The 13,084-nt window shown below is 57.0% G+C and carries 10 protein-coding genes; 8 read left to right on the forward strand and 2 right to left on the reverse strand.

Translation table 11 applies throughout. The annotated features are described in order from the left end of the window. Positions 1-6: 6 nt before the first annotated feature. Complete coding sequence (locus AC6I7J_RS12585; protein ID WP_498005824.1) at positions 7-801, reverse strand: hypothetical protein; 795 nt, start codon at positions 799-801, stop codon at positions 7-9. Positions 802-1,532: 731 nt separating this feature from the next. Here AC6I7J_RS12585 and ssuE point away from each other — a divergent pair. From ssuE to ssuB, 5 genes are read left to right on the forward strand one after another with little or no spacing between them, the layout of a single operon-like run. Continuing rightward, positions 1,533-2,084: an NADPH-dependent FMN reductase gene (ssuE, locus tag AC6I7J_RS12590; RefSeq protein WP_262256064.1), complete on the forward strand. Its 552-nt coding sequence runs from the start codon at positions 1,533-1,535 to the stop codon at positions 2,082-2,084. A 10-nt stretch (positions 2,085-2,094) separates the two neighbouring features. Continuing rightward, positions 2,095-3,054 carry a sulfonate ABC transporter substrate-binding protein gene (locus AC6I7J_RS12595; RefSeq protein WP_498005826.1) on the forward strand — a complete coding sequence of 320 codons (960 nt, stop codon included), beginning with the start codon at positions 2,095-2,097 and terminating at the stop codon, positions 3,052-3,054. An 11-nt stretch (positions 3,055-3,065) separates the two neighbouring features. Then, the gene (gene ssuD, locus AC6I7J_RS12600) at positions 3,066-4,211 is read left to right on the forward strand and encodes an FMNH2-dependent alkanesulfonate monooxygenase (RefSeq protein ID WP_058775379.1); all 1,146 of its coding nucleotides are present in this window, start codon (positions 3,066-3,068) and stop codon (positions 4,209-4,211) included. A 10-nt stretch (positions 4,212-4,221) separates the two neighbouring features. Beyond that, positions 4,222-5,013, forward strand: coding sequence for an aliphatic sulfonate ABC transporter permease SsuC (gene ssuC / locus AC6I7J_RS12605; protein WP_125308465.1), 792 nt, complete (start codon positions 4,222-4,224; stop codon positions 5,011-5,013). After that, on the forward strand, positions 5,010-5,801 hold the full coding sequence (gene ssuB, locus AC6I7J_RS12610; protein ID WP_021508325.1) for an aliphatic sulfonates ABC transporter ATP-binding protein: 792 nt from the start codon (positions 5,010-5,012) through the stop codon (positions 5,799-5,801). The genes ssuC and ssuB overlap by 4 nt, the downstream gene beginning before the upstream one ends. 79 nt (positions 5,802-5,880) lie before the next feature. On the opposite strand, the gene pepN is transcribed toward ssuB, so the two are convergent. After that, a complete protein-coding gene (gene pepN, locus AC6I7J_RS12615; RefSeq protein WP_498005828.1) occupies positions 5,881-8,496 on the reverse strand; it encodes an aminopeptidase N in 2,616 nt (871 codons plus the stop codon). Between the two features lie 245 nt (positions 8,497-8,741). Between pepN and pncB the strand changes: the two genes are divergently transcribed. The 3 genes from pncB (at position 8,742) to ompC (ending at position 12,904) form a co-directional block, all read left to right on the forward strand. After that, entirely contained in the window at positions 8,742-9,947 is a 1,206-nt protein-coding gene (pncB, locus tag AC6I7J_RS12620) for a nicotinate phosphoribosyltransferase (RefSeq protein ID WP_264441451.1), read from the forward strand. A gap of 155 nt (positions 9,948-10,102) precedes the next feature. Next, the gene (gene asnS / locus AC6I7J_RS12625; RefSeq protein WP_031279853.1) at positions 10,103-11,503 is read left to right on the forward strand and encodes an asparagine--tRNA ligase; all 1,401 of its coding nucleotides are present in this window, start codon (positions 10,103-10,105) and stop codon (positions 11,501-11,503) included. Between the two features lie 300 nt (positions 11,504-11,803). Further along, complete coding sequence (ompC, locus tag AC6I7J_RS12630) at positions 11,804-12,904, forward strand: porin OmpC (protein WP_274526761.1); 1,101 nt, start codon at positions 11,804-11,806, stop codon at positions 12,902-12,904. Positions 12,905-13,084 lie beyond the last annotated feature (180 nt).

Genomic DNA, 13,084 nt, shown 5'->3' on the forward strand with positions numbered 1-13,084 from the left:
GCTATCTCAGCGGCTTTTTCTCATTTTCATCAGTGAGAAATAGAGGTCGGGCTGTTTCAGTAACAGTTTTTCCATTGTGCTCTGCGGTGAAAACTGATCGGCAAAGTAGCGCACCGCGTGCCGCACATTATTAGAGAACTGCGTTTCAACGTTTAATTCCTGCTGTACCAGCTGTAATAACCCGCTGCGTAAATAACTCTGGCGATAACGGTTTCGCTCCGGAATAAAGTGTGACAAACGGGTGACCTTTTCATACTCCGTCATAAATTGCTGATAGCTGGGTGGCGGATTAACCGTGGTGACCTCATGCTCAGCGCGAGCATCCAGCAGCCATACCGTTTGCGTATTTAACAGGCCGGCCAGCATCACATCCTGAATGCGTACCAGCGGAGCGGCATTTTTCACCAGCGCGGCGCGCAGGATGACCGCATAGTTATTCTGCTGCCACAGGCGCTGCGCCTGCAGCTGCTGGAACAGCTGCAGCGACGACTGCAGGCCGCTGCTCAGTGCGCGTGGTGCCAGTGAAACCAGCATGCAGTTGAGCTCCGGGCGCTGATGGCTGAGCGTTGCCACTTCCTGCAACAGTGCAGCAGGGGGCGCAAAGCCGTCGGCGGCAAACAGTAAGAACGCGTCGTCGCTGACGCTCTCCGCCGCTGGCTGTGGCACAGCGGTAAACTGGCTGTGCGCGGCATCCGGCTGCAGCAGATAACACAACAGCGGATTAACGTTATCAGCCGCGACGCGCGCGGGCTGAGCGGCAACCGGCTCAGCCGGGTGCACTAACAGAGCAGACCTTCCCATATTCTTCTCCCTAAAAATAATACTGAATAATGGCCAGACAAAAATCCGCCCAATTAAGGCGCAAATAAGGCAGTGACTTTTTTTTAGCGTAAGAAAACTCAATCAATTATAAACAGCCCGCCGACGGCATGACTATTGGCCCTTGCCAGACTGGCTGAAAATTTACCGTTTATTGTTAAGCGCAACTGAAGCAATCCCGACCAGAGTGCTGAAGTAATACGTAATATCGGTAACAGGAAACGCGTTAAACGGTGCGATTTTAATAAAACGCCACGCTTTGACACACTTACTCGCTAATTTGAGACCAGCTTAAAATGGAACATTCTAAACAGCCACTACGAAAAATCCTGGTGCCCGCTTTAAACTTACGTCAGCGTTTGTTTGCTACTCCTTAAATTACCTCATCTATTTCTTCTTAAGCCTGACGACAATGGCGCGCCCGGCGATATGTGTCGACGGTTACACCTCTGATTTAACCAGGCAACAGCGCTTTTAATCATTCTCACCTTGCCCGTGACGGAAGCCGCTAATGAAAACCCGGCAATCTGCGGGTGCAATTCAGATTAACCTTAGAGGCGCTTTTCCCTTCCTTTATAAGAGGGCGCTATTCCCGCCTGACGGCTATCCATTGCCGGATAAATCATTTACGCCTCGCCGCCTGCTCTGTCAGGATTGAATGCATCAGTTCTCAATAATTGCTAATCAATAACTTTCAGTTATAAGGAGTGACCATGCGGGTTATTACGCTGGCGGGGAGTCCGCGTTTTCCTTCACGTTCTACGGCGCTGCTGAGTGTGTGCCAGCGGGCGCTGGAAGCGCGTGGCGTTGAGGTGATTCCGTGGAACATTCACAACTTTCAGCCGGAAGATTTGCTGTATGCGCGCTTTGACTCACCGGCACTGACCGCGCTTAAAGCGGATTTAGCGCTCGCGGAGGGGCTGATCGTCGCCACACCGATTTATAAAGCCTCTTTCTCTGGCGCGCTGAAAACCCTGCTCGACCTGCTGCCAGAGCGGGCGCTGGAACATAAAGTGGTGTTGCCGCTGGCCAGCGGCGGCAGCGTGGCGCACATGCTGGCCGTTGACTACGCGCTGAAACCGGTGCTGAACGCGCTGAAAGCGCAGGAAGTTCTGCACGGCGTGTTCGCCAGTGATACGCAAATCACCCACTACGACCGCCAGCCTGAGCTGGATGCGCTGCTGAGCGAGCGCATTGATGAGGCGCTGGAAATCTTCTGGCAGGCGCTGCACCGTCGTCATCAACCCTATGCTCAGGCTGTATAAAGGAACCGCGATGAAAAGGATGTTAACCCGCTGGCTGCTGCCGACCGTTACCGCGCTGTTTGCCCTGACCCTCGCGGCTCAGGCTGCCGAAGCGCCAGCACAATTCCGTATCGGCTATCAGAAAGGATCGGTCAGCATGGTGCTGGCCAAATCGCATCGGCTGCTGGAGCAGCGCTTCCCGGCCACCAACATTCAGTGGATCGAGTTTCCGGCCGGTCCGCAAATGCTTGAGGCGCTGAACGTGGGCAGCATTGACCTGGGCAGCACCGGCGACATCCCGCCGCTGTTTGCTCAGGCCGCCGGGGCGGATTTGCTGTATGTCGGCTCGGAGCCACCGAAGCCGCAGGCTGAAGTGATTCTGGTGCCGAAGGACAGTCCCATCCACAGCGTGGCGCAACTGAAAGGTCATAAAGTGGCGTTCCAGAAAGGCTCCAGTTCGCACAATCTGCTGCTGCGCGCGCTGGAACAGGCCGGGCTGAGCTTTAACGATATTCAGCCGACTTATCTGACGCCAGCCGATGCGCGCGCCGCGTTTCAGCAGGGCGATGTTGACGCCTGGGCGATCTGGGACCCCTACTATTCCGCTGCGCTGCTGCAGGGCAACGTCCGTGTGCTGGTGGACGGTAGCAAGCTGAATCAGACCGGTTCGTTCTATCTCGCCACGCGCAGCTTTGCTACCGATCACGGTGACTTCGTGCAGCAGGTGCTGCACACCTTTAGCGAAGCCGACGCGCTGACGCGTAGCCAGCGCCAGCAAAGTATCGATCTGCTGGCACAGGCGATGGGCCTGCCGAAGTCAGTTATCGCCAGCTACCTTGACCATCGTCCTCCGACCACCATTACGCCGGTCAGCGCCCACACGGCGCAGGCCCAACAGCAAACTGCCGATCTGTTTTATGCCAACCATTTAATGCCGGTCAAAGTCACCATTGCCGATCGCATCTGGCAGCCACAGCCGGCCCGGCCATAAGGAAATTTATCATGAGCGTATCCGTATTCTGGTTTCTTCCCACCCACGGCGACGGCCACTATCTCGGTACCGCCGAAGGCGCGCGCCCGGTGGACCACGGTTATCTGCAACAGGTGGCGCAGGCCGCCGATCGCCTCGGTTTTGGTGGCGTGCTGATCCCCACCGGCCGGTCGTGTGAAGATGCGTGGCTGGTGGCCGCATCCCTGATTCCGGTGACGCAGCGCCTGCGTTTTCTGGTGGCGCTGCGCCCGGGGGTGATTTCCCCGACGCAGGCTGCACGGCAGGCCGCCACGCTCGATCGTCTCTCCAACGGGCGCGCGCTGTTTAACCTCGTTACCGGCGGCGATCCGGAAGAGCTGGCAGGCGACGGCGTTTTCCTCGATCACCGCGAGCGTTATGCCGAATCCGCGGAGTTCACCCGCGTCTGGCGCCGGGTGAGTGAAGGCGAAACGGTCGATTACGAAGGCAAGTACGTCAAAGTGCGCGGTGCACGATTGATGTTTAAAGCGGTGCAGCAGCCACGTCCACCGCTGTGGTTTGGTGGCTCATCGGATGCCGCGCAGGATTTGGCCGCGGAGCAGGTGGATGTCTATCTGACCTGGGGCGAACCGCCCGCGCTGGTCAAAGAGAAGATTGAACAGGTGCGCGCCAAAGCGGCGGCGCAGGGGCGCACGGTGCGCTTCGGCATCCGTCTGCACGTGATTGTGCGTGAAACCAATGAAGAAGCATGGCAGGCGGCAGACCGGCTCATCGCCCATCTTGACGATGCCACCATTGCTAAAGCGCAGGCGGCTTTTGCCCGCACCGATTCAGTCGGTCAGCAGCGCATGGCCGCGCTGCACGGCGGACGGCGCGATCGGCTGGAGATCAGCCCGAACCTGTGGGCCGGCGTCGGTCTGGTACGCGGCGGTGCCGGGACTGCACTGGTGGGCGACGGTCCGACGGTCGCGGCGCGTATGCAGGAGTATCAGGATCTCGGCATCGAAACTTTCATTCTGTCTGGCTATCCGCATCTGGAAGAGGCCTATCGCGTGGGCGAGCTGCTGTTCCCGCATCTCGACCTGGCCGTGCCGGAAATCCCGCAACCCCGCGTGGTGCAGGCGCACGGTGAAGCGGTCGCCAATGATTTCACCCCGCAAAAAGTCGCGCAGAGTTAAGGAGTCGCATATGGCAAAGGTCAATAAACAGCTGAGCAATGCCCTGCTGCCGTGGGCGCTGCCGGTGCTGCTGGTGGTGGTGTGGCAGATTGCCTCACAGGCTGGCTGGCTGTCGACGCGCATCCTGCCCTCGCCGGAGAATATTGTCATCACCTTCTGGCATCTCGCGGCCAGCGGTGAGTTGTGGCAACACCTCGCCATCAGCGGCTGGCGAGCGGCAATCGGCTTTGCCATTGGTGGTTCGATTGGTCTGATTCTCGGGCTGATTACCGGCACGTCGCGCACCGGGGAACGGTTGCTGGATACCTCGGTGCAGATGCTGCGTAACGTGCCGCACCTGGCGCTAATCCCGCTGGTGATTCTGTGGTTTGGCATCGACGAGTCAGCCAAAATTTTTCTTGTGGCGCTCGGCACGCTGTTCCCTATCTACCTTAATACCTATCACGGCATACGGAATATTGACCGCGGCCTGGTGGAGATGGCGCGCAGCTATGGTCTCTCCGGCTGGAGCCTGTTTATTCAGGTGATTTTGCCGGGCGCGCTGCCGTCAATCATGGTTGGCGTGCGCTTTGCCCTCGGTCTGATGTGGCTGACGCTGATCGTGGCCGAAACCATCTCGGCCAACTCCGGTATTGGCTATCTGGCAATGAACGCCCGTGAGTTTCTGCAAACCGATGTGGTGGTGGTCGCCATCATTCTCTATGCCCTGCTGGGCAAACTGGCCGACGTGACGGCACAGCTGCTGGAGCGTGTCTGGCTGCGCTGGCATCCGGCTTACCAATTGAAGGAGGAGAACGCATGAGCAACGCAACGCTAAGCCCGGCGCGTCTGAACCGCGGTACCCCGGTAGGCGTCAATGGCGTCACCAAGCAGTATGGCAATCGCACCATCCTGAATCATATCGATTTACATATTCCGGCCGGCCAGTTTGTCGCGGTGGTCGGCCGCAGCGGCTGCGGTAAAAGTACCCTGCTGCGCCTGCTGGCCGGGCTGGAATCCACCACGCACGGTGAACTGCTGGCGGGCAACGCGCCGCTGGCCGAGGCGCGCGAAGATACCCGCCTGATGTTTCAGGATGCGCGTCTGCTGCCGTGGAAGAAAGTGATCGATAACGTTGGCCTCGGTCTGAAAGGCCGCGAGTGGCGCAGCGCCGCGCTGGAAGCGCTGGCGGCGGTCGGTCTGGCCGATCGCGCACATGAGTGGCCGGCAGCGCTCTCCGGCGGACAGAAACAGCGGGTGGCCCTGGCGCGGGCGCTGATTCATCGTCCCGGCCTGCTGCTGCTCGATGAACCGCTCGGCGCACTTGATGCGCTGACGCGCATTGAAATGCAGGGCCTGATTGAGTCGCTGTGGCAGCAGCATAATTTTACCGTGTTGCTGGTGACGCACGATGTCAGCGAAGCGGTGGCGATGGCCGATCGCGTATTGCTGATTGAAGAGGGTCAGATCGGGCTGGATTTGGCGGTGGATTTACCGCGTCCGCGCCGCAAAGGATCGGCGCGCCTTGCCGAGCTGGAGGCCGAGGTGCTGGATCGGGTGATGAAGCGGGGAACCTCAGAGCAGCCCCTGCAGTTCGCGCAGCAGCGTTAATTCAGGACGCGCGATAAATCGCGCCGCTACAGAGGATTGCAACACTTTGTAGCGGCGCAATTTATTGCGCATTGTTTTCTTACGCGTTCAGCGCTTTGGTGATCTTCTCGTACAGATCGCCGGACAGATTCTCCAGCCCTTTCAGCGTCTCCAGCGCCTGACGCATCAGCGCCTGACGTTCGGCATCATAACGCTTCAGACGAATCAGCGGCTCAATCATGCGCGCTGCCACCTGCGGGTTGCGGCGGTTGAGATCGGTCAGCATCTCCACCAGGAACTTGTAGCCGCTGCCATCTTTGGCGTGGAAAGCTGCCGGGTTGGCCGAGGCAAACGCGCCAATCAGTGAACGGATGCGGTTCGGGTTACCCATGGTGAACGAGCGATGCGTCAGCAAGCTACGAACCTTGCTCAGCACGTCAGCCGCCGGGCTGGTGACCTGCAACATAAACCACTTATCCATCACCAGACCATCCTGATGCCAGCGCTCGTCGTACGCCGCCAGCAGCGCATCACGGCACGGCAACTGCGCCGCCACCGCCGCAGACAGCGCGGCCAGCGCGTCGGTCATGTTGCTGGCTTTGTCGTACTGCGCCTGCACCAGTTTGCTGGCCTGCTCCGCGTCCGCAAACGCCAGATAGCTCAGGCAGACATTCTTCAGCGCGCGCTTGCCGATCTCGGCATGCTCGACTTTGTAGTCGCTGCTCTGGTTGGCGAGATACACCGCATAGAATTCATCGCTCAGCTCCTTCGCCAGCGTGCGCACCAGCGCCGCGCGGACTGCAGCAATCGCCAGCGGGTCGATCACCTCGAACAGCTCGGCGATCTCATTCTCTGACGGCAGCGACAGGATCAGCGCCATCAGCGCTGGATCGCCCTGCTCATCCAGCAGCACCGCGCGGAAAGCATCGGCGACGTGCAGCGGTAGCGACAGCGGCTGGCCCTGCTGATGGCGCGCCACGTTGAGGCGGATATACGTCGCCAGCAGACTTTGCGCCGCATCCCAGCGCGAGAAGTCGTTGCGCGCGTGGCGCATCAGGAAAGTCAGCTGCGCATCGCTCCATTTATAGTCGAGCTTCACCGGTGCGGAGAATTCCCGCAGCAGCGACGGCACCGGCTGGAAATAGACCTTGTCGAAAATGAAGGTCTGGAACTCGTCGGTGACGTTCAGCACGTGATGAACCGGATGACCGTTGTGCTGCAACGGAATGACCTTGCCTTCGCCGTCATACAGTTCGATATCCAGCGGAATGTGCAGCGGCAGCTTCTCTTTTTGATCGGCGGTCGGTGGCGTGTGCTGCGTGACGTGCAGCGTGTACTGCTCCAGTTCCGGGTTGTAGTCATCACGCACCGTCAGCACCGGCGTGCCCGACTGACTGTACCAGCGGCGGAACTGTGACAAATCGACGTTGGAGGCATCTTCCATCGCCTGCACGAAATAATCACAGGTGGCGGCGCTGCCATCGTGACGCTCGAAATAGAGCTGCATCCCCTGCTGGAACTGCTCTTCACCCAGCAGCGTGTGCAGCATGCGAATCACTTCAGAACCCTTCTCATACACCGTCAGGGTGTAGAAGTTGTTCATTTCGATCACCTGATCCGGGCGGATCGGATGGGCCATCGGGCTGGCATCCTCGGCAAACTGCGCGCCGCGCATCACGCGCACATTATCAATACGGTTGACCGCGCGCGAGCCGAGATCGGAACTGAACTCCTGATCGCGGAAGACCGTCAGACCTTCTTTCAGGCTGAGCTGGAACCAGTCGCGGCAGGTCACGCGGTTGCCGGTCCAGTTGTGGAAATATTCGTGACCAATCACGGCTTCAATGCCGAGATAGTCTTTATCGGTGGCGGTTTCCGCTTTGGCCAGCACGTATTTGGAGTTGAAGACGTTGAGGCCTTTATTCTCCATCGCGCCCATGTTGAAGAAATCCACCGCGACGATCATAAAGATATCGAGGTCATATTCGAGGCCGAAACGCTCTTCGTCCCACTTCATGCTGGCTTTGAGCGAGGTCATCGCCCAGTCCGCACGGTCCAGGTTGCCGCGATCGACAAAAATTTCCAGCGCCACGTTACGGCCGGAACGGGTGGTAAAGCTGTCGCGCAGCACATCGAAATCACCGGCGACCAGCGCAAACAGGTAGCAGGGTTTCGGGAACGGATCCTGCCATTTCACCCAGTGACGCCCATCCTCGTGCTGACCGCTCGCCAGCTTGTTACCGTTGGACAGCAGGTACGGATAGCTAGCCGCGTCGGCGATCAGGGTAGTGGTGAAGCGCGCCAGCACGTCCGGGCGATCGAGATACCAGGTGATATGCCGGAAGCCTTCGGCTTCACACTGGGTGCAGAGCGCCTCGCCGGATTTATACAGCCCTTCCAGCGCGGTGTTTTTATCCGGATGGATTTCATTAATGATGGTCAGGGTAAAGTTGTCCGGCAGCTGGCTGATGATCAGTGCGCCCTGCTCTTCGCGGTAGTGCGGCCACGGATTGCCATCCACCGCCAGCGACAGCAGCGTCAGCGCCTCACCGTCCAGACGCAATTCAGCCTGCTGTGCGCCAAGGCGTTTTACCTGACTGACGGCGGTGACGCGCGTGGTCGCCGCATCAAGATCAAACGTCAGGTCGATATCGGTGATGGTGTAGTCCGGCGCCCGGTAGTCGTGGCGATATTTAATTTGCGGCTGTTGCGTCATAAATCCTTCTCGCATCGTTAATATAGTCAACCCTCAGAGTCTAAGCGGGTTGCGCCCGGGTTGCCACGCACAATGCGTGCGTTGCGCCAAAAGTCTACAATTCATTAACAATGGCACAAATGACCCTCGACCTGTCACCTGCAATTATGGTGTGATCGCGGTGATTACTGTTTTATACTCCTGCGTCTTTATGACTTTGTTGAATACCGGGCTCTGCTCCGCGGAAGAGGATGCTGAAACGCACCATGACTGGACACGCTTCCCCGATTTTGACCACGCTGCTTGATACCGATGCCTATAAGCTTCACATGCAGCAGGCCGTTTATCATCGTTACTACGATGTCCCGGTAACGGCAGAATTTCGCTGCCGCAGCGATGAGCAGCTCGGCCAGTATGCCGACGCCATCCGCACGCACATTACTGCCATGCAATCTCTGGCGCTGAGCGATGACGAATATCGTTACCTCAGCAGCTTACCGTTTTTCCAGCAGGATTATCTCGACTGGCTGCGCCAGTTCCGCTTCGATGCCTCGCAGGTTGAGGTGCGCGACGATCACGGGCATCTGCGCATTCAGATTCGCGGCCCGTGGCGTGAAGTGATTCTGTGGGAAGTGCCGCTGCTGGCGCTGATCAGCGAAGTGGTACACCGTCACCGGACGCCGGAAAGCGGCGCGGAACAGTCGGTGGCGCATCTGCAGCAGAAGCTGGTGCACTTCCGTGAGCAGGTAGGCGATCTCGATATGTCGCGCTTCCAGCTGATGGACTTTGGCACGCGGCGTCGTTATTCGCGCGCGGTGCAGGAAGCGATTGTCAGCACGCTGAAAAACGAATTCCCGTGGCTGCTGGGCACCAGTAACTACGATCTGGCGCGCCGGTTGCAGCTTAACCCGGTCGGAACCCAGGCACACGAATGGTTCCAGGCGCATCAGCAGATCAGCCCGGTACTGGCCAACAGCCAGCGCGCGGCGCTGCAATCGTGGCTGGATGAGTACGATAACCAGCTCGGCATTGCCCTGACCGACTGCATCACGATGGACGCCTTCCTGCGTGATTTCGGCCCCGGTTTTGCCCATCGCTATCAGGGCCTGCGCCATGATTCGGGCGATCCGGTGGAGTGGGGAGAAAAAGCCATTGCGCATTATCAGCGGCTGAATATCGATCCGCTCAGCAAAACGCTGGTGTTCTCCGACAATCTCAACCTCGACAAAGCACTGGCGCTGTATCGGCATTTCGGTCAGCGCGCGAACGTGGTATTTGGCATCGGCACCCGCCTCACCTGCGATATTCCCGGCGTCACGCCTTTGAATATCGTGATCAAACTGGTGAGCTGCAACGGTAAACCGGTGGCCAAACTCTCCGACAGTCCCGGTAAAACCATCTGCCAGGATAAAGCCTTCGTGCGCGCCCTGCGCAAAGCCTTCGACCTGCCGCTGGTCAAACGCGCCAGCTAATTGGCCTGAGCAGGGTGCCTGCGCCCTGCTCTGCGCCAGAAAATCTCTTTATTCCCCGGCAATTTTGCTTGTTTCCTGGTGGCTCGCAAGTAACATAGCTAAACCCCGGAATGGGGCTTATTTCACTCCATCTTCATTTATATAGAGAGATTTTTATGAGCGTAGTGCCTGTAGCGGATGTACTGCACGGCCGTGTCGCGGTTGACAGTGAAGTCACCGTACGTGGTTGGGTACGTACCCGAAGAGATTCCAAAGCCGGTCTTTCCTTCATCGCCGTTTATGACGGTTCCTGCTTTAATCCCGTTCAGGCCGTCGTCAATAATTCTCTGAATAATTATCAGGATGAAGTGCTGCGTCTGACCACCGGCTGTTCGGTGATCGTCACCGGTAAAGTGGTGGAGTCGCCGGGTGAAGGCCAGGCATTCGAACTGCAGGCGACCCAGGTTGAAGTCACCGGCTGGGTGGACGATCCGGATACCTATCCGATGGCGGCTAAACGTCACAGCATCGAATACCTGCGTGAAGTGGCGCACCTGCGTCCGCGCACCAACATTGTTGGTGCCGTAGCGCGCGTACGTCATACGCTGGCGCAGGCGCTGCATCGCTTCTTCCATGAAAACGGCTATTTCTGGGTCTCCACGCCACTGATCACCGCCTCTGACACCGAAGGTGCTGGCGAGATGTTCCGCGTCTCAACGCTGGATCTGGAAAACCTGCCGCGCGACCCGCAGGGCAAAGTTGATTTCGATAAAGACTTCTTTGGTAAAGAGGCTTTCCTGACCGTTTCCGGCCAGCTGAACGCCGAGACCTATGCCTGTGCGCTGTCCAAAGTGTATACCTTTGGCCCGACGTTCCGTGCCGAAAACTCGAATACCAGCCGTCACTTAGCGGAATTCTGGATGCTGGAGCCGGAAGTGGCGTTCGCCACGCTGGACGATGCGGCTGCCCTGGCGGAAGCGATGCTGAAGTATGTGTTTAAAGCGGTGCTGGAAGAGCGCGCTGATGATATGGCGTTCTTCGCCGAGCGCGTGGATAAAGAGGCCATCGCCCGTCTGGAGCGCTTCATCACCACGGATTTCGCCCAGGTAGACTATACCGACGCCGTCGACATTCTGCTGAAAAGCGGCCAGAGCTTCGAGAACCCGGTGTCATGGGGCGTCGATCTCTCTTCCGAACACGAGCGTTATCTGGCAGAGAAACACTTTAAAGCGCCGGTGGTGGTGAAGAACTACCCGAAAGATATCAAAGCGTTCTACATGCGTATGAACGACGACGGCAAAACCGTGGCGGCGATGGACGTGCTGGCGCCGGGCATCGGTGAAATCATCGGCGGTTCCCAGCGTGAAGAGCGTCTTGATGTGCTGGATGCGCGCCTCGCTGAAATGGGCCTGAATAAAGAAGATTACTGGTGGTATCGTGACCTGCGTCGCTATGGCACCGTACCGCATGCCGGCTTCGGTTTAGGTTTCGAACGTTTGATCGCCTATGTCACCGGCGTACAAAATGTAAGAGACGTTATCCCGTTCCCACGCACGCCACGTAACGCGAATTTCTAGGATTTAAGATTAAATATAAGAAATTCATATATATATTGAGGTCGGCCCTGCCGGCCTTTTTTTATTTTTGTAAATTTTGAGTTCTCTCACAAAGTTCCCGATATTTTACAAATTGTAATACAATTTTGCTTTTTGATACGTAATTACGAGAATTGAATCATTTTCGGGCTAGAATTAGCAACCCCGTGATGGAAAGATGCGTGCAGACACAGGAGACATCAAACTTCTTTCAAGGTTCCCGTAAAGGTTTCTTGACGGCAGTGGCAGATGTCCAAATAACTCCAATGAGGGTAATAAATAATGATGAAGCGCAACATTCTTGCAGTGGTTATCCCTGCTCTGTTAGCTGCCGGCGCAGCAAACGCAGCAGAAATTTATAATAAAGACGGCAACAAACTGGACCTCTACGGTAAAGTTGATGCGCGTCATCAGTTCTCTGACAACGCTGGTGATGACGGCGACAAATCTTACGTTCGTTTTGGCTTCAAGGGTGAAACTCAGATTACCGACCAGCTGACCGGTTACGGCCAGTGGGAATACAACATTCAGGCTAACGTGACTGAGAACCAGGGCACCGAAGGCTCTAAAACTCGTCTGGGCTTTGCCGGTCTGAAATTTGGTGATGCAGGCTCCTTCGACTACGGCCGTAACTACGGTGTTCTGTACGACGCAATGTCTTACACTGACCAGCTGCCAGTATTCGGTGATGATACCCTGTATCAGGACAACGACAACTTCATGGTTGGTCGTTCAAACGGTCTGGCTACCTACCGTAACAGCAACTTCTTCGGTCTGGTTGATGGTCTGAGCTTTGCCGTGCAGTATCAGGGCAAAAACGAAGGCCGTGACGTCCTGAACCAGAATGGCGACGGCTGGGGTTCTTCTGTAGCGTATGACACCGGTATGGGCATCAGCGCTGTAGGTGCATACTTCTCTTCTGACCGTACCGATGCACAGGTTCTTGATGGCAACGGCGATAAAGCTGACGCTTACGGTTTCGGTCTGAAATATGACGCGAACAACGTATACCTGGCTGCATTCTACGGTGAATCACGTAACACCACGCCTTACGGTGGCACCAACACCCAGACTGCTAATAAAGTTCAGGCTTTCGAAGTGGTTGCACAGTACCAGTTCGACTTCGGTCTGCGTCCATCCATCGCTTACCTGCAGTCTAAAGGTAAGGACCTGAGCGGCGCGACTGGCAACGGTTCAACCTTCGCTGGCGGCGATGCTGACCTGGTTAAATACATCGAAGTGGGTACCTATTACTACTTCAACAAAAACATGTCCACCTATGTTGACTACAAAATCAACCTGCTGGACGACAACGACTTTACCCGTGCGAAGGGCATCAGCACCGACGACGTGGTTGGCGTTGGCCTGGTTTACCAGTTCTAATCTGCCGATTCGAACTGCGTAACACCTCAGAAACGGAGCCTTCGGGCTCCGTTTTGCATTTCAGTGATCGGGCTCCCGATTAGCGCCATTACTTTATACGCCACAGTTATTTCTTTTTTATGTCAGCGGTTGGCAAGCGTTGCGTCTGACGTTAACCTGATAGCTCATTTTGCTAAAGTT

This window comes from Type-C symbiont of Plautia stali, from assembly GCF_059730935.1.

Bases quoted from the DNA above. Each gene is read 5' to 3' on its own strand.
- asnS (WP_031279853.1), top strand. From the start codon at position 10,103: ATGAGCGTAGTGCCTGTAGCGGATGTACTGCACGGCCGTGTCGCGGTT.
- ssuD (WP_058775379.1), top strand. From the start codon at position 3,066: ATGAGCGTATCCGTATTCTGGTTTCTTCCCACCCACGGCGACGGCCAC.
- AC6I7J_RS12595 (WP_498005826.1), top strand. From the start codon at position 2,095: ATGAAAAGGATGTTAACCCGCTGGCTGCTGCCGACCGTTACCGCGCTG.
- pepN (WP_498005828.1), bottom strand. From the start codon at position 8,496: ATGACGCAACAGCCGCAAATTAAATATCGCCACGACTACCGGGCGCCG.
- ssuC (WP_125308465.1), top strand. From the start codon at position 4,222: ATGGCAAAGGTCAATAAACAGCTGAGCAATGCCCTGCTGCCGTGGGCG.
- AC6I7J_RS12585 (WP_498005824.1), bottom strand. From the start codon at position 801: ATGGGAAGGTCTGCTCTGTTAGTGCACCCGGCTGAGCCGGTTGCCGCT.
- ssuB (WP_021508325.1), top strand. From the start codon at position 5,010: ATGAGCAACGCAACGCTAAGCCCGGCGCGTCTGAACCGCGGTACCCCG.
- ompC (WP_274526761.1), top strand. From the start codon at position 11,804: ATGATGAAGCGCAACATTCTTGCAGTGGTTATCCCTGCTCTGTTAGCT.
- ssuE (WP_262256064.1), top strand. From the start codon at position 1,533: ATGCGGGTTATTACGCTGGCGGGGAGTCCGCGTTTTCCTTCACGTTCT.
- pncB (WP_264441451.1), top strand. From the start codon at position 8,742: ATGACTGGACACGCTTCCCCGATTTTGACCACGCTGCTTGATACCGAT.